Here is a 15797-nt window from a genome sequence, read left to right on the forward strand (position 1 = left end):
GTGCGCGGGCCCTTCGGGGTGTCGGGGCCGGGCCCCTACTCGGCGGAGGAGCCCTTGCGCAGGCGCAGGGCGACCACCGCGACGGCGGCGATCGCGATCACTCCCACCGCGACGATGGCGATGAGTCCCACCGGCAGGCCGCCCTCGTCCTCGGTCGCGGCCTCGGAGGCCTCGACCTCGACGGGGGACTCCTCCGCGGTGGGTTCCCCGGCGGCCTCGGTCGGCTCCGCGGACTCCTCGGCGGGGGCGGCGGCCGCGACGGCCTCCTCGGTCACCGAGAACGTCAGGCTGTCCTGGATCGGGTGGCCGTCGGAGGACACCACCCGGAACCCGATCGTGTACTCGCCCGCCTCGTCCAGCGGCAGCAGGCCCACGGACACGTCGAGCCCGTCGAACGCCAGGTCCCCGTCCTCGTAGGTGGTCTCCCCGTCCGGTCCGGTGACGACCACGGCGCTGCCGGAGCCGCCCTCCATGGGCGCGTTGTTGAACGAGAGCACGACCTCCTCGGGGACGGTGTCCAGGGTCGCGCCGTCCTCCGGGTCGGACCCGGTCAGGACGTCGTGGGCCAGGGCGGGGGCGGGCGCCGCGACCAGGGCGGCGGCCAGCACGGCGGCCGGGATCAGGGCGCGCCGCAGGCGGGAGGTGTGGTTACCGGTCATTCTTCTCTTCTTCTCTCGGGCTCGTTCCGCGCCGGGAGGACTCGCCGCACGGCGGTTCCCGGTCTCCTCTCCTGTGCCGCCCGCGCCACCGGGGACACGGTGTCCTCGCGGGCTCAGGCGGCGGGGGAGAGGGCGGGCGGGCCGCGCGGCGGGTGCGCCGCGAGTCCCGGGGCGGCCGGCACCGCCGCGGGGGCGGCCGCGACGCCCGGGGGAGAGGGGGGCAGAGGGAGGTCGCGGGCGTGCGCCGGGGGCAGCACGCGCGACAGCAGCGCGGCCAGGAACCACAGCGCCGCCTCCCCGCGCGCCAGCAGCGCCGAGGCCAGCAGCGCCGCCCACAGGTGCGCCAGCAGCATGCCGGGGGAGAGGCCGAAGGTGTGCGCGAGCATCCCGTGCCCGGAATGGTCCACGCCGGTGTCGAAGGCCGCGAACGCGGGGTCGGCCGACCCCTGGAAGATCAGGTGCAGGGCCACCTGGACGCAGGCCATGACGGCGAGGATCTCGCCGAAGCCGCGCATGATGCGGGTGAAGTGCCACAGCACGGAGGTCAGGAAAGCGGTCGCCAGGGCGAACCCGCCCGCCCCCGCGGGCTCGGCGGCCCACAGGTCGTGCCCGGCCCAGGCGAGCCCCGTGCACGCACCGGCCAGGGAGGCCGTGCGCAGCAGGCGGAGTGTGCCATGGGCGGGTCGCACGTGAGAAAACCTAGATCCTGTCCGATTCGCCCGCAAGGGCACGGTGGGCCGCCGGGCGCGATCCCCCGCGCACCCGGCGGCCACCCCGTCATGGGACGGGTTCTTCTTCCCGGGCCGGTGTCAGACCGCGGGGGCCAGCTCGCGGCGCATGTAACGCCGCTCCTCCGGGGTGGTCCCACCCCAGACTCCGTGGGCCTCCCCGGATCGCAGTGCCCACCGCAGGCATTCCGGGCGAACAGTACAGCTGCGGCAGACGGCGAGGGCCTGCTCGGTATCGGCCCTGCCGATACCGGTGGAGCTCACCGGGAAGAAGATCTCGGGGTCGTACGCACGGCAACGTCCCTGCGTGACCCAGTCCTCGCTCTCGTGGTACAGGCGGTTCACGGGCGCCTCCGATCCGTGGCTAATCGGTCGCTGGCCGGTGGTCCGCGCCGTGTCCTCCACGGCCGGGTCGGCGGAAGTCTCGCGCCGTGCCGCGGTCCCGAAGGCCGGTGGGCCGGGAGCGGCCGTAGGGTGTTCGGCCACTTCGGAACTGCGGCGAAGCGATGCGACCAAGTGTAGTACTACATCGGGTCGTACTACAGGGGGTCTTCTTGGAACTTCGTCCCTTCTTCGGGGACCTTCGTCGGCTCCCGGGCCGTGCGGGGCCCGGGGATCGACGGGCCCGGATCACGCGCGGGCGGCTGGAGGCCCGGATCGGAGTCGGGGCGAAGCCCCTGCGCAGAACCGCTTTCGCCGCGCCCGCGGCGGCCCCCGTGACTTCCGCGTGACAGGCGCGTGACATTCGCACGTCGCCCCTTCGGCGTCGAGAAGACGTTATGTCGCGAGGTTTCCACCGAATTGATGTGACTTAACGCACGCTTAATATTGCTCGTCCAGGCTCTATGTTTGACCCTGACGCCCGCCACGCGCATTCTCCCGCCCGCGGCCCCCCGGCGCCGCCGCGACACGCGGCCGCCTCGCCGAGGCGGCACCGAATCCCCTGATGGGCGGCGTGTCCGGCGACTTTGCGCGCTCTATCGCGCGGTCCGTGAAAGCCCTGGTCACGGCCTTGAAATCGGGCTAAAAAGATAGGCCTTACCCGATCGCCTTCCGGTGAAACATCCGCGACGGATCATGTCGTCATCCCATTGACCTTCGTTCGCTAGTTTCAATCGACGTGCCGCATCTACGAACGAATCTCCAAGCCCGCGACCGTACCGACGAAGGAGCGCGCGGCTCCGCGCAGAGCGCCGGTGCCGCGAGCCGTGGGGACGTGCGCCTGGCACATCCCGGACCCGAGGACGGCCCGCACCTGTGGGCCCTGGCGCGGGACGCGGGGATGGATCTCAACTCCCCGTACGCCTACGCCCTCTGGTGCCGGGACTTCGCCGCGACCAGCGTCGTCGCCCGCGACGACACCGGTCGGCCCATCGCCTACGTCACCGGTTACGTGCGACCAGACAGCCCGGACACCTACTTCCTGTGGCAGGTGGCCGTCGACCCGGCCCACCGGGGCCGTCGACTGGCCCGACTCATGCTCGACTTCATCGGTGACCGCATCGTCGAACGGGGCATCGACCACCTGGAGGCGACCGTCACCCCGGACAACACCGCGTCGCGAGCGCTCTTCGCGTCGTTCGCGCGCGACCGCCGGGCGCGGATCACATGGTCCGCGCTCTTCTCCGAGGAGCACTTCCCGAAGGAGAATGGAGACTCACACGAGCCCGAAGACCTCGTGCGCATCGGACCTCTGGGTCTCCCCGACGAAGCACACGTGTGACCGGCCGTCCGCACCGCATCGACCAAGCCATCGAGCGGCCAAGCCATGAGCCCATGAACCTGGGGAAAGGAACCGAGGAACCCACGATGGAGACCTTCGAGCGCCTGGAGTCCGAAGTCCGCGGATACTGCCGGAACTGGCCGGTGGTCTTCGACCGGGCCGTCGGAAGCCACGTCTACGACGAGTCGGGCCGACCCTATCTGGACTTCTTCGCGGGAGCCGGATCGCTCAACTACGGGCACAACAACCCGGAGCTGAAGACCGAGCTCGTCCGCTACCTCACCGACGACCGCATCGTCCACAGCCTGGACGCCTACAGCGTCGCCAAACGCGACTTCCTCGCGACCTTCGAGGAGATCGTCCTCAAACCGCGCGGCCTGGACTACAAGGTCCAGTTCCCCGGCCCGGCGGGCAACAACGCCGTCGAGGCCGCGCTCAAGCTGGCCCGCAAGTACACCGGCCGCGAGACGATCGTCAACTTCACCAACGGCTTCCACGGCATGACCCTGGGGGCCCTGGCCGTCACCGGCAACTCGATGAAGCGCGGCGGCGCGGGCGTGCCGCTGGGCCACGTGGCCACCATGCCGTTCGACAACTACATGGACGGGCGCACCCCGGACTTCCTGTGGCTGCGCAGCCTGCTGGAGGACAGCGGCAGCGGCCTGGACAAGCCCGCCGCGGTGATCGTCGAGACGATCCAGGGCGAGGGCGGCATCAACGTCGCCAGCGCCCAGTGGCTGCGCGAGCTCTCGGAGCTGTGCCGCGAGTACGGCATCCTCATGATCGTCGACGACATCCAGATGGGCTGCGGCCGCACCGGCGACTTCTTCAGCTTCGAAGAGGCCGGCATCGTTCCGGACATCGTCACCCTGTCGAAGTCCATCAGCGGCTACGGTCTTCCCATGGCCCTGACCCTGTTCAAGCGCGAACTCGACGTCTGGGAGCCCGGGGAGCACAACGGCACCTTCCGCGGCTTCAACCCGGCCATGGTCACCGGCGCCGAGGCGCTGCGCCGTTTCTGGACGGACGACGCCTTCAGTGCCGCCACCAAGGCCAAGGGCGACCTGGTGGCCGCCCGCCTGGACGAGATGGCCGCCGAGCACGTCGACCTGGGCGCGCACGTGCGCGGCCGGGGCATGGCCCGGGGGCTGGCCTTCGCCGACACCTCCGTGGCCAAGCGGGTCGCCGCCGAGTCCTTCGAGCGGGGCCTGCTGCTGGAGACCTCCGGTCCCGAGGACGAGGTCGCCAAGCTCCTGCCCCCGCTCACCGCGACGGAGGAGGAGCTGACGGCGGGCCTGGACATCATGGCCGACGCGGCGCGCGCCGCCGTCAAGGTCGCCCAGCCCGCCTGATCCGAACACCGCTCGGGGCCGGCCGGCCGCCCGTGGGGGTGGTCGGCCGGCCCCGTGCCGTACATGACAGCCATGCGCGCACGAGCGCACCGATGAGGAGGAACCCCGTGATCGTTCGCAGCCTGGACGAGATCACCGACACCGAGGCGGACATCAAGACGGAGAACTGGCGTAGTCGCCGCATCGTCCTGGCCAAGGAAAAAGTCGGCTTCTCCTTCCACGAGACCGTGCTGTACGCGGGCACCGAGTCGACGTTCTGGTACGCCAACCACGTCGAGCTGGTGCACTGCATCGAGGGCGAGGCCGAGCTGACCAACGAGGAGACGGGGGAGAAGCACATCATCACCCCCGGTACCCTCTACCTCCTCAACGGCCACGAGCGGCACACCGTCCGCCCCAAGACCGACTTCCGGGTGCTGTGCGTGTTCAACCCGCCGGTGACCGGCCGCGAGGTCCACGACGAGAACGGTGTCTACCCGCTGGTCGTCGAAGCGGACTGAGCCGGTCCCTCCCAAGAGGGCCGATCCCGCGGGGGCGGTTCCGGGTCCGCCCGGGCCGCCCCCGCGTTTCGTTACTCCGGGTGCTGTCCGTGCTGCTGCGGGGTAGATCCCGGCATGTGCGCGGGCGTTGTACCGCCCATTGAATAACCAGTACATAACGGACCACCGGGGTGTCGTTACCTCCGGAGGGCCTCGGGGAGGGAGACCCCCGTACCGGAGCCGGTCCGGCCGCAGACCAGCGGTGGGGCCGGATCTCCCATGGCGCGGCGCCGAGCGGGACGACCCGCGGGGCGCGACGGACCGCGCGAGTGATGCGAGGAGTGAGAGTGAAGATGCAGGTATCAGCGAACAGTCGACGGGCCCCCGGGCGCCGGGACGCGTTCCGCCTGGCCGGCGTGGGGGCGATCACCCTCGGGCTCGCCGCGTGCTCACGTGTCGACGACGGCGGCAACGGCGGTGGCGGCGACGGCGGCGGACAGGCCGACACCGGGCTCCTGGACCGTCTGCGCGAGCAGGGTTTCGTCAACGTCGGGCTGGCCAACGAGATCCCGTTCGGCTTCGTCGACGGCGACAACGACCCGGCGGGCCAGTCCCCGGCGGTCGCCCGGGCGGTCTTCGAGGAACTGGGCGTCCCCGAGATCCGGGCCAACCCGGTCGCCTGGGACGGGCTCATCCCGGGTCTCCAGGCCAGCCAGTTCGATGTGATCGCCGCGGGCATGTTCATCACTCCCGAACGCTGCGAGCAGGTGGCCTTCACCGAGCCCACCGCGACCTCGCCCGAGGCGTTCATGGTGGCCGCGGGCAACCCGCACGGCATCCGGCACTTCACGGACTTCGCCGACAACCCCGACCTCAGGCTCGCGGTGCTCAACGCCTCCGTGGAGCAGGACTACGCCGAGCACTTCGGGGCCGAGAACCTGGAGCTGATCCCCGACCAGACCACCGGCTACGAGCTGCTGGAGTCGGGCCGGGTCGACGCCGTCTCCATGCTGAGCGTGTCCCACCACTACCTGTTGCAGGACCGGGGCGGCGACTTCGACGTCACCGAGCCCTTCTTCCCGGAGATCGACGGCCAGGAGCAGAAGGGCTGGGGCGGCCTGTGCCTGCGCCCGGCCGAGACCGCGCTGCTGGAGGAGATGAACCGGGTCATCGCCGAGTTCACCGAGAACGGCCGACTGCTGGAACTGGGCGAGGAGTGGGGCTTCACCGAGGCCGACCTGCCGGACGGCACCACCACCGCCGAGCTCTGCGAGGGCTGATCCCGCGTGGATTTCCTCATCGAGAGGCTGCCGGTCTATCTGGACGGTGCCTGGGTCACCGTCCAGTTGACCGTCGGCGGTATCGCGCTGGCGTTCGTCCTGGCCATGTTCTTCGGTGTCCTGGGCACCCGCCCCGGGTGGTTCCCGCGGGCCGTGGCCACGACCTACGTCGAGGTCTTCCGCGGGGTCTCCGCGCTGGTGCTGATGTTCTGGATGGCGTACGCGCTGCCCCTCATCACCGGCTACCAGCTGGACGGCCGGTTCGCGGCCATCGTCGCGGTGGGCCTCAACGTCGGCGCCTACGGGGCCGAGGTCGTGCGCGGTGCGATCAACGCCGTGCCCAAGGCCCAGTTCGAGGCCACCGTCGCCCTGGACATGACCTGGTTCCAGCGCATGCGCCTGGTGGTCCTGCCGCAGGCCTGGGCGCAGATGCTGCCGACCTTCGGCAACCTGTCCATCGAGCTGATGAAGGCCACCGCCGTGTCCTACCTCATCGGTGTCGCCGACATCACCGCCATCGCCGAGCGGATGCGCCAGGCGACCGGGGAGACGGTGCTCGCCTTCAGCGGCGCGCTGATCCTGTACTTCCTCATCGCCCAGGTGCTCATCTTCGGCGTGCGCCTGCTGGAACGCCGGGCCAACCACCGGCTGGGGCGCACCCCGCCCGGGGGCAAGGGGATCCTGGGCCTGCTGCGACCCCCCGCGCTCACCACCTCGGGGGGTGCGAAGTAGATGTTCTGGGATTTCGAGTGGACCTTCCAGATCCTGCCCGACCTCATGCGGGGCCTGGCGGTCACCGTCCAGGCGACCCTGCTGGGCTACCTCATCGCCCTGGTGCTGGGCCTGGCCATCGCCATGGTCCGCCGGGTTCCGGTGGTCGGAACGGCCGTGCACGCGGTCATGGAGTTCGTCCGCACCACCCCGCTGCTGGTCCAGCTGGTGTTCGTGTTCGCCCTGGCGCCCTCCACCGTGTCGGCGCTGACCGTGGGCATCGCGGTGCTGGGCGTGCACTACTCGGCCTACACCGCCGAGGTGTACCGCTCCGGCATCGAGGGCGTGGCCAGGGGCCAGTGGGAGGCGGCACGGGCGCTGAGCCTGCCCGCCTCGCGCACCTGGGGGGCCGTGGTGCTGCCCCAGGCGATCCGCAAGGTCATCCCGGCGCTGGGCAACTACCTCATCGCCATGTTCAAGGACACCCCGCTGCTGCTGGCGATCACCGTGGTCGAACTGCTCGCCATGGCCCGGCAGGTGGGCAGCGCGGACTTCCGGGTGGTGGAGGCGTTCACCGTGGTCGGGTTCCTCTTCCTCCTGGTCAGCATCCCCTCCGCGATCATCATCCGACGACTGGAGCGACGCTATGCCGCCGTCTGACGCTTCGGCGCTGATCAACTTCGACCAGGTGGTCAAGCGCTTCGGCGACCTCACCGTGCTGGACCACCTGGACTTCTCGGTCGCCCCCGGTGAGCGGGTCACCCTGATCGGGCCGAGCGGTTCGGGGAAGACGACCATCCTGCGCCTGCTCATGACCCTGGAGAAGGTGACCGAGGGCCTGATCGAGGTGGACGGCGAGCCGTTCAGCCACATGCCCCGCGGGGGCCGGATGGTCCCGGCCAACGAGGCCTACCTGCGCCCGCGCCGCAAGCGGATCGGGATGGTGTTCCAGCAGTTCAACCTGTTCCCGAACATGACGGTCCGCAAGAACCTCACCGAGGCCCCGGTCCACGTGCTGGGCCTGTCCCGGGGTGAGGCGAACGCCCGGGCCGAGGAACTGCTGGACCTGGTGGGGCTGTCGGACAAGGTCGACGCCCACCCCACACAGCTCTCCGGCGGCCAGCAGCAGCGGGTGGCGATCGCCCGTGCGCTGGCGATGCGGCCGGAGATCCTGCTGCTGGACGAGGTGACCTCGGCGCTGGACCCGGAACTGGTGGCCGGGGTGCTGGACGTGCTGCGCACGGTCGCCGAGACCACGGACATCACGATGCTGTGCGTGACCCACGAGATGGGGTTCGCGCGGGACGTGTCGCACCGGGTGCTCATGTTCGACAAGGGGCGGATAGCCGAGGAGGGCACGCCGGACGAGATCTTCGGCGACCCCCGGGAGGACCGGACCAAGGAGTTCCTCCGGTCGGTGCTCGACAACGGCCACTGACCGGAGCGCCGCTCCACGCGGGCGGGCGGGCCGTCGGCCCGCCCGTTCCGGCCGTCTTCGATGGCGACATACCGTAGTCGTAAAGTAGCTTTTAGTTTCCCCTTGGGCAGAATGGGTGTTCTGAGGCAGGGGGGACTCTTGTGACCATGGTGCGAAGATGGGGGCCGGCCGGGTGGACGGCGGTCGCGCTCCTGACCGTCCTGGCGGCCGTGGCCATCGACCCCGGCCTGCGCCACGACGTCGTCTTCGACTCCCCGGTCCTGTTCCTGATCTCCTGGGGTCCGATGCTCCTCGGGGGAGTGGTGGCCTGGGCACTGGTCAAGGCGTTCGGGAACCGGGCGGAACTGGACCGGCGCATCGCCGCCGCCATGCAGACGCACCCCATCAACCGTGAGCTGGGCTGGCTGTTGCTGTTCCTGGTGGGGTTCGTGCTGTGCATGGGGGGACTCGGCACCATCCTCCACCTGTTCGGGGAGGAGATCGGCGCCGACCTGGCCATGTCGGCCTCCCTGGTGTCCCGGCTGCTGTTCCTGTTCACGCTGCCGCTGCTCGTCATGGACCGCTCCGGGGTGGTCCTGGACGGCCGGGGCACCGCCATGCCCGCGATCGCCCTCAAGGTCGAACAGCCCTGGCGGTGGCTGGGCCTGATCCCGGTGGCCCTCGTGCTCGGCCTGGTCGGCTACATCTACCTCCTGGTGCCCGGCAGCGGCCTGCCCGAGCCCTCGTTCCCGCTCGTCGGGTTCGTGCTGGCCTTCGCGCTGATCTCGGTGTGCGAGGAGATCTTCTTCCGCGGGATGGTGCAGACGAGGCTGGAGATCATCATGGGGCCCTGGGGCGGGATCGTGGCCACCTCGATCCTCTTCTCCCTGATGTACGCGATCGTCCGGCCCTACGACGCGGTGTCCCAGATCCCCGGGGACGGCCTGGTCTACGACCTGGGGCTGGCCCTGCTCACCTACGGCACGGCGAGCCTGCTCTACGGCTACCTGTGGCTGTGCTTCCGCAACACGTGGCTCAACGTGCTGCTGCGCATCGGCATCTTCTTCATCCTCACGCCACCCGCCCTGAAAAACGGGATGATGTAGGACGAAGTCACCGTTTGAGCCAGAAAAGCCCGGAGATCCGTCCGGTCGGTCCGGCGTGTCGGCTCGTCTTTTCGCCCCTATTCCGGTCGTTGTCGCGTACATGGGCCGAAACCTGCGCAATCTATGCTCGGTAAGTGCAGGTGTTCGTGTGCATCTGGGTACAGAAGGTCCATAGCGGTCGTGTTGCGGTCATTTCCCCCTCACGGGGATGTCACCGTACGGTCATGAAAAGGGGGGAGTCTGCCAGCTGTGAGCACGGAATCCGTATCGACGCCAGCCGGTCCCAGTACCACCGAGTCCCGAGGTCTCCCCGCCGATCGGTTCATGGACCGTGAAGAGGGGTGGCTCCGCTTCAACCAGCGGGTCCTCGAACTGGCAGAGGACAAGGACATCCCGCTGTTGGAGCGCGCCCGCTTCCTGGCCATCTTCTCCAGCAACCTCGACGAGTTCTTCATGGTCCGCGTCGCCGGCCTCAAGCGCCGACTCGCCACCGGGCTCTCCGTCGCCTCGTCCAGCGGACACCACCCCCGCGACCTCCTCGAACGCATCTCCGAGTTCACCCACGACCTCATGCTGCGGCAGACCGCCTGCTTCCAGAACAGCGTCGCCCCCGGCCTGCGCGAGGTCGGCATCCGCATCGTGCGCTGGAACGACCTCGACGCCGCCGAACGCGAATACCTGCACGGATACTTCCGCCGCTCCATCTACCCGCTGGTCACGCCGTTCGCGGTCGACTCGGCCCACCCCTTCCCCTACATCTCCGGCCGGTCGCTCAACCTGGCCGTCACCGTCCGCGACCCGCGCGACGAGCGCCGCATGTTCGCCCGGGTCAAGGTGCCCGGCGCGCTGCCCCGGTTCATCGAGATGAGCACCAAGGGCGGCGGCCGCTTCGTGCCGGTCGAGGACATCATCGCCGCCCACCTGCCCCAGCTCTTCGAGGGCATGGAGGTCGTGGACCACCACGCCTTCCGGGTCACCCGCAACTCCGACCTGGAGGTCGACGAGGACGAGACCGACGACCTCGTCACCTCCCTGGAGAACGAGCTGCTGCGCCGCCGCTTCGGGCCGCTGGTGCGCCTGGAGGTCGAGGAGGACATCAGCGACGACACGCTGGCCATCCTCGCCGCGGAACTGGGTGCCGAGGAGGAGGAGATCTACCGGGTCCCCGGGCCGCTCAACCTGGCGGGCCTGGCCCAGATCGCCGACCTGGACCGCCCCGAGCTGCACTACGCGCCGATGGTCCCGGTCGAGCCGCGCGCGCTCACCTCCGGGGACCTGTTCGCCACCATCCGCGAACGCGAGGTGCTGGTCCACCACCCCTACGAGTCCTTCGCCACCACCACCGAGCGGTTCCTCGCCCTGGCCGCGGGCGACCCCAAGGTCGTCGCGATCAAGCAGACCCTCTACCGCACCAGCGGCGACTCGCCCATCGTGGAATCGCTCATCGAGGCGGCCCGAGAGGGCAAGGAGGTCGTGGTCCTGGTCGAGATCAAGGCCCGCTTCGACGAGCAGAACAACATCCAGTGGGCCCGCAAGCTCGAACACGCGGGCTGCCACGTCGTCTACGGCGTGGTCGGCCTCAAGACCCACTGCAAGCTGTCCATGGTCATCCGCCAGGACGACGACGGGCTGCTGCGCCGCTACTGCCACGTCGGCACCGGCAACTACAACCCCAGCACCGCCCGCATCTACGAGGACTTCGGCCTGTTCAGCGCCGCCTCCGAGGTCGGCGAGGACGTCAGCGACCTGTTCAACAGCCTCACCGGGTTCTCCCGCAAGAAGCACTACCGCAGGCTGCTGGTGGCACCCGCGGCACTGCGCGAGGGCCTGCTCCAGCAGATCTCCGTCGAGATCGACAACGCCCTCAAGGGTGAGCCCGCGCACATCCGCATCAAGGTCAACTCGCTGGTCGACGAGGAGATCATCGACGCCCTCTACCGCGCCTCCCAGGCCGGGGTCAGCGTCGACCTGTGGGTGCGCGGCAGCTGCGTCCTGCGCGCCGGGGTGCCCGGACTCTCGGACAACATCCGGGTGCGCAGCATCCTGGGCCGTTTCCTGGAGCACTCGCGGATCTTCGTGTTCGCCAACGGCTGGCGCCCCCAGGTGTGGATCGGCAGCGCCGACCTCATGCCCCGCAACCTCGACCGCCGGGTGGAGGCGCTGGTCCGCATCTCCGACGGGGAGCAGTGCCGCAGGCTCATCGGCCTGATGGACATGGCGATGTCCGACGACACGTCCTCGTGGCGCCTGCAACCCGACGGCATCTGGGACCGGGTCACCCACGCCCCCGACGGACAACCCCTGGTGGACCTCCAGGACAGCCTGCGCGGCGACCGCCACCTGCGGGTGGTGGAGGGCGGATGAGCACCGGGGACGACACCTCCGGGGCGGGGGCCGACGAGGTCAGGGTGACCAGCGCCTTCCCGCCCCGCAGCACCGCGGTCGGCGGCTACCTGGAACCCATCCGGGCGGGCGGCACCCTGCTGTGGCGCGACGGGGACGCCGGGGCCGAGGTCGTCCTCATCCGGCGGCCCGCCCGTGACGACTGGACCCTGCCCAAGGGCAAGCTCAAGAACGGCGAGCACCCCATCATCGGCGCGGTCCGCGAGGTGCAGGAGGAGACCGGCCTGAACCCCGTGCTGGGCCGCCGCCTGCCCCCGCAGCGCTACCTCAAGGACGGCTGGCCCAAACAGGTCGAGTGGTGGGCGGCGACCCCCGCCGAACCCGGCGGGACCATCGAATACCAGGCCAACGAGGAGGTCGACCGGGTCGAGTGGGTCCCGGTGGAGGAGGCGCGCGAACGCCTCACCTACGACCACGACGTGGAGGTCCTGGACAACTTCCTGGCCGGGCCCGCCGCGACCTTCCCGGTCATCCTGCTCCGGCACCTGTCGGCGGGGGAGAAGCGCACCTGGGACGACAACGACCTGCTGCGCCCCCTGGACGAGTCCGGCCGGGCCGACGCCCTGGGCCTGCCGCGGGTCCTGGGCGCCTACGGGCGGCCCGGGGTGGTGTCGTCGGCGGCGGCGCGCTGCACCGAGTCGATGCTGCCGTACACGGTGGAGGCGGACGTGCAGATGCGCACCGAACGGGCCTTCACCGTCCGGGAGGGCACCCCCTCCTACGACGTCAAGGGCGCCCGCGAGGCGTTCGCCGAGATCCTCGACGCGGGGCGGCCCACGGTGGTGTGCACGCACGGGGAGCTGATCCCGGACCTGATGGAGGAGGCGCTCACCCGCCTGGGGGCGCCGCTCACCCAGCAGCTGGGGCTGCGCAAGGGGTCGTTCTGGGTGATCCACGTGGCCGCCGGGGAGCTGGCCGGCGTCGAGCGGCACGCGGTCCGGGGGTAGGCGGTCCGGGGAGGCCGGAAGGATCTCTTCAGGGGGTGCTGCCATGATGGCCGCATGTCTGAATACAAGGTTTCCCGGAGCGTGGTGATCGACGCCCCCGCCGCGCGGATCTTCGAGATCCTCGCGTCGCCCGCACGGCACTCGGAGATCGACGGATCGGGCACCGTGCGCGGCAGCCTCTTCGGTCCGCCGGAGCTGGCCCTGGACGCGCGGTTCGGCATGGACATGAGGATGCTCGGCCTGCCGTACCGGATGACCAACCGGGTGGTGGAGTACGAGAAGGACCGCCGCATCGCCTGGCGGCACTTCGGCCCGCACCGGTGGCGGTACGAGCTGGAGGAGCTGCCCGAGGGCGGGACGCGGGTGACCGAGACCTTCGACTACTCCCTGGGGTTCTCGCTGTTCTACGTGCTGGGCGGGATGCCCGCACGCAACGCCCGGGGTATCGAGGCGACCCTGGTGCGCCTGAAGGAGCTGGCGGAGAAGAAGTAGCGGACGGGTGCGGTCCCGGCCGGGGGCCGGGACCGCACCGCCGTGCACAGGGCCCGGTCAGTAGTAGCCGTGCCCCCGGTCGCCGTGGTCCCCGTCGTCGTACCCGGGGTACCCGTCGTGGTGGCCCTGGAGCAGGATCGAGTGCACGTGGTCGTACCCGGGGTACCCGTCGTGGCCGCCGGCCGAGGCCGGCGCGGCGGTGAGGCCCAGGGCCGCACCGGCGGCGATGGTCATCAGGGTGATTCCAGCGATGTGCTTCACAAAGCATCCTCACTATTGGTGCCCAAATCGTTACCAACGGTTGCGACTTTAGGTTGCCCCGGTCGGTTTGGCCAGCTCATCGCCGCAGTTCGGGGCACATCCCCGAGGAAATGCGCCGAATGACTTCTTTGTTCACTGATCCGCCCGTGAATCGGCGGAGGAACCCGGGTGTCCTCAGAGCGTGCGCTCTCCGGGTCCGTGCTCTCGGGGGAGGGTGCCGAACGGGTGATGGTCCGCGCGGCGGTTCCGGCACGGACCTTTCCCGGAGGCGGTCCTCGGTCTGGAGGGGAAAGCGGTGTTCTCCGGGGCGGTCCGAACCGCCGGAGGAACCCGGGTGTCCTCAGGGCGTGCGCTCTCCGAGTCCGTGCTCTCGGGGGAGGGTGCCGAACGGGTGATGGTCCGCGCGGCGGTTCCGGCACGGACCTTTCCCGGAGGCGGTCCTCGGTCTGGAGGGGAAAGCGGTGTTCTCCGGGGCGGTCCGAACCGCCGGACGCCCGCCGCCGTCTCACCTTCCGTACCGATCCGCGCCGTTCGGGCCCGTCCCGGCGGGTCGCTAGAGTCGGGCAACGCCCCGTGCCCGCCCGGGCCGGGAAGCCGTCGAGACGCAGTTGGGGGACCACTGGTGGAAACGACCTTCGGTGACGTCTGGCAGGAGGTGCTGACCACCCAATCCGAGCCGGAGCAGTGGATCATCATCGGAGCCGCGGTGCTCGCCTTGGCCGCCGTCCTGTTCAACCCCGTGTGGCGGGTGGCCCGCAACGTCGTCACCATCGCCCACGAGGGCGGCCACGCCCTTGTGGCACTGCTCAGCGGACGCCAGCTCACCGCGATCCGTCTCCACTCCGACACCTCCGGTGTCACCGTCTCGCGCGGCAAGCCGACCGGCATCGGCATGATCCTCACCGTCTTCGCCGGATACGTCTCCTCGTCGGTCATCGGCCTGCTCGGCATCGTCGTGCTCATGACCGACCACATCACCGCGCTGCTGTGGCTGAGCCTGGTGGTGCTGGCCGCGATGCTCCTGATGATCCGCAACCTCTACGGCGTGCTCTCGGTGGTGGGTACCGGCGCGGTCGTGTTCGGGATCAGCTGGTTCACCCCCAGCGAGGTCCAGGCGGCCTTCGCCTACCTGTTCATCTGGTTCCTGCTGTTCGCCGGTGTCCGCCCGGTGTTCGAGCTCCAGGGCCAGCGCATCCGCCAGCCCTCCCCGCACTCCGACGCCGACCAGCTGGCCCGGCTCACCGGCCTGCCCGGAACCCTGTGGGTGGTCGTGTTCGGCCTGGTCAACCTCGCCGTCACCGGCCTGGGCGTGTGGATGCTGCTCATCGACTGATCGTGAGGACGCGCAGTGGCTTCTCCGGCAGGTCCGACCCACCGACCGACACCGACAGGTCGTCCGTCCGGGGAGGCCGCCGCACGCGACCGGGCGGGCGTTCCCGACCCCGTGGGAGGGGCATCCCGCCCCGGGCCCTCCGGAAGCCCGCCGGACCCCCGACGCATGGAGAAGGGGCACGACCTCGCAGGTCGTGCCCCTTCGCCGTGGCCGGAACCGGCCACGCGGGTTCAGTCGGCGTCGACCCGGGGCGCGGCCAGCGCCTCGGGGACGGTGCCGAACACCGGGATGCGGGTGTCCAGGGCGGTGATCCGCAGGGTCTGCATCACGCGCTGGGCCGGCGCGGCGATCGCCAGCACCGCGCGCTGCTCCCGGGCGGTCTTGTGCGCGCGGATGAGCACCCGCAGCCCGCTGGAGTCGATGAAGCGCAGGTCGGTGCAGTCCAGGACGACGCGCCCGCTCGGCTGGGTGATGAGCGCCTCGGTGACCGCGTCCTGGAACCGGGTCTCGGTGGCCAGGTCGATCTCGCCGTCCAGGGTCAGGACCCGGCCGCTGTCGTGCAGGGTGGACGAGATGGTGAGTGCGGGCATGGCGACTCCGGCGTGGTCGGGGCGTGCCCGCCGCACCGGCGAGGCGGGTCGCATCCCACGCCGGGCGCGGGCGTCGACCGGTACGTTCAGTGCGTTACCGCGGTAGCCAAGCTGATGGTTCATCGTGTCCTCGTGTGCCGCCCCGGTGATCCGGGGCCGGGGATGTGACGCCTTCTCCTCCGCCACGGGGCCTGCGTTGAACGCGGCCACCCTGGGAACGTCCGAGCGCGAGTCGGAAGTTCCCCGGCGGTCCGCGGGTCACCGGGGACCGGAGATCGGCGGCGTGCCGTGCCGGGCGACTCCCGCGCCCTTCACG

17 protein-coding genes are annotated in these 15797 nt (G+C 70.3%); 12 read left to right on the forward strand and 5 right to left on the reverse strand.

The window, feature by feature from the left end; translation table 11 throughout:
- Positions 1–35: 35 nt before the first annotated feature.
- The 3 genes from QJS33_RS25600 to QJS33_RS25610 form a co-directional block, all read right to left on the reverse strand.
- Positions 36–659 (reverse strand): copper resistance CopC family protein, encoded by a 624-nt coding sequence (locus tag QJS33_RS25600; protein WP_306370631.1) that lies wholly within the window; start codon positions 657–659, stop codon positions 36–38.
- A gap of 113 nt (positions 660–772) precedes the next feature.
- Positions 773–1348 (reverse strand): copper resistance protein, encoded by a 576-nt coding sequence (locus tag QJS33_RS25605; RefSeq protein ID WP_306370632.1) that lies wholly within the window; start codon positions 1346–1348, stop codon positions 773–775.
- 120 nt (positions 1349–1468) lie between these two features.
- Positions 1469–1732, reverse strand: a complete 264-nt coding sequence (locus QJS33_RS25610) for a WhiB family transcriptional regulator (RefSeq protein WP_220563308.1) — start codon at positions 1730–1732, stop codon at positions 1469–1471.
- A gap of 871 nt (positions 1733–2603) precedes the next feature.
- Between QJS33_RS25610 and ectA the strand changes: the two genes are divergently transcribed.
- The 11 genes from ectA to QJS33_RS25665 all read left to right on the forward strand — a co-directional run bounded on the left by ectA (position 2604) and on the right by QJS33_RS25665 (position 13297).
- Entirely contained in the window at positions 2604–3110 is a 507-nt protein-coding gene (ectA, locus tag QJS33_RS25615) for a diaminobutyrate acetyltransferase (RefSeq protein ID WP_306370633.1), read from the forward strand.
- 86 nt (positions 3111–3196) lie between these two features.
- Complete coding sequence (ectB, locus tag QJS33_RS25620; protein ID WP_306370634.1) at positions 3197–4462, forward strand: diaminobutyrate--2-oxoglutarate transaminase; 1266 nt, start codon at positions 3197–3199, stop codon at positions 4460–4462.
- 107 nt (positions 4463–4569) lie between these two features.
- Complete coding sequence (locus QJS33_RS25625) at positions 4570–4962, forward strand: ectoine synthase (RefSeq protein WP_306370635.1); 393 nt, start codon at positions 4570–4572, stop codon at positions 4960–4962.
- 395 nt (positions 4963–5357) lie between these two features.
- Positions 5358–6221: an ectoine/hydroxyectoine ABC transporter substrate-binding protein EhuB gene (ehuB, locus tag QJS33_RS25630; RefSeq protein WP_306370656.1), complete on the forward strand. Its 864-nt coding sequence runs from the start codon at positions 5358–5360 to the stop codon at positions 6219–6221.
- 6 nt (positions 6222–6227) lie between these two features.
- Positions 6228–6953, forward strand: coding sequence for an ectoine/hydroxyectoine ABC transporter permease subunit EhuC (gene ehuC / locus QJS33_RS25635; protein ID WP_306370636.1), 726 nt, complete (start codon positions 6228–6230; stop codon positions 6951–6953).
- Positions 6954–7592, forward strand: a complete 639-nt coding sequence (gene ehuD / locus QJS33_RS25640) for an ectoine/hydroxyectoine ABC transporter permease subunit EhuD (protein WP_306370637.1) — start codon at positions 6954–6956, stop codon at positions 7590–7592.
- Positions 7579–8370 carry an ectoine/hydroxyectoine ABC transporter ATP-binding protein EhuA gene (gene ehuA, locus QJS33_RS25645; RefSeq protein WP_306370638.1) on the forward strand — a complete coding sequence of 264 codons (792 nt, stop codon included), beginning with the start codon at positions 7579–7581 and terminating at the stop codon, positions 8368–8370. Before ehuD ends, ehuA begins: the two co-directional genes overlap by 14 nt.
- Positions 8371–8516: 146 nt before the next feature.
- The gene (locus tag QJS33_RS25650) at positions 8517–9455 is read left to right on the forward strand and encodes a CPBP family intramembrane glutamic endopeptidase (RefSeq protein ID WP_306370639.1); all 939 of its coding nucleotides are present in this window, start codon (positions 8517–8519) and stop codon (positions 9453–9455) included.
- 249 nt (positions 9456–9704) lie between these two features.
- Entirely contained in the window at positions 9705–11819 is a 2115-nt protein-coding gene (locus QJS33_RS25655) for an RNA degradosome polyphosphate kinase (RefSeq protein ID WP_306370640.1), read from the forward strand.
- Positions 11816–12805 carry an NUDIX hydrolase gene (locus tag QJS33_RS25660; protein ID WP_306370641.1) on the forward strand — a complete coding sequence of 330 codons (990 nt, stop codon included), beginning with the start codon at positions 11816–11818 and terminating at the stop codon, positions 12803–12805. The genes QJS33_RS25655 and QJS33_RS25660 overlap by 4 nt, the downstream gene beginning before the upstream one ends.
- Before the next feature lie 54 nt (positions 12806–12859).
- Positions 12860–13297 (forward strand): SRPBCC family protein, encoded by a 438-nt coding sequence (locus tag QJS33_RS25665; RefSeq protein WP_306370642.1) that lies wholly within the window; start codon positions 12860–12862, stop codon positions 13295–13297.
- 57 nt (positions 13298–13354) lie between these two features.
- Here QJS33_RS25665 and QJS33_RS25670 read toward each other — a convergent pair whose 3' ends face one another.
- Positions 13355–13558 (reverse strand): hypothetical protein, encoded by a 204-nt coding sequence (locus QJS33_RS25670; RefSeq protein WP_306370643.1) that lies wholly within the window; start codon positions 13556–13558, stop codon positions 13355–13357.
- Between the two features lie 622 nt (positions 13559–14180).
- On the opposite strand from QJS33_RS25670, the gene QJS33_RS25675 reads away from it, so the two are divergent.
- Positions 14181–14891, forward strand: coding sequence for a M50 family metallopeptidase (locus QJS33_RS25675; RefSeq protein ID WP_306370644.1), 711 nt, complete (start codon positions 14181–14183; stop codon positions 14889–14891).
- 230 nt (positions 14892–15121) lie between these two features.
- Here QJS33_RS25675 and QJS33_RS25680 read toward each other — a convergent pair whose 3' ends face one another.
- The gene (locus QJS33_RS25680; protein ID WP_306370645.1) at positions 15122–15481 is read right to left on the reverse strand and encodes an STAS domain-containing protein; all 360 of its coding nucleotides are present in this window, start codon (positions 15479–15481) and stop codon (positions 15122–15124) included.
- Between the last annotated feature and the right edge of the window lie 316 nt (positions 15482–15797).

It is taken from the genome of Nocardiopsis sp. CC223A (genome assembly GCF_030766825.1).
GTDB lineage: Bacteria > Actinomycetota > Actinomycetes > Streptosporangiales > Streptosporangiaceae > Nocardiopsis.

Excerpts from the sequence above, each read along its gene's own strand:
- QJS33_RS25600 (WP_306370631.1), bottom strand. The coding sequence starts at position 659 with ATGACCGGTAACCACACCTCCCGCCTGCGGCGCGCCCTGATCCCGGCC.
- ectB (WP_306370634.1), top strand. The coding sequence starts at position 3,197 with ATGGAGACCTTCGAGCGCCTGGAGTCCGAAGTCCGCGGATACTGCCGG.
- ehuD (WP_306370637.1), top strand. The coding sequence starts at position 6,954 with ATGTTCTGGGATTTCGAGTGGACCTTCCAGATCCTGCCCGACCTCATG.
- ehuA (WP_306370638.1), top strand. The coding sequence starts at position 7,579 with ATGCCGCCGTCTGACGCTTCGGCGCTGATCAACTTCGACCAGGTGGTC.
- QJS33_RS25650 (WP_306370639.1), top strand. The coding sequence starts at position 8,517 with ATGGTGCGAAGATGGGGGCCGGCCGGGTGGACGGCGGTCGCGCTCCTG.
- QJS33_RS25660 (WP_306370641.1), top strand. The coding sequence starts at position 11,816 with ATGAGCACCGGGGACGACACCTCCGGGGCGGGGGCCGACGAGGTCAGG.
- QJS33_RS25665 (WP_306370642.1), top strand. The coding sequence starts at position 12,860 with ATGTCTGAATACAAGGTTTCCCGGAGCGTGGTGATCGACGCCCCCGCC.
- QJS33_RS25680 (WP_306370645.1), bottom strand. The coding sequence starts at position 15,481 with ATGCCCGCACTCACCATCTCGTCCACCCTGCACGACAGCGGCCGGGTC.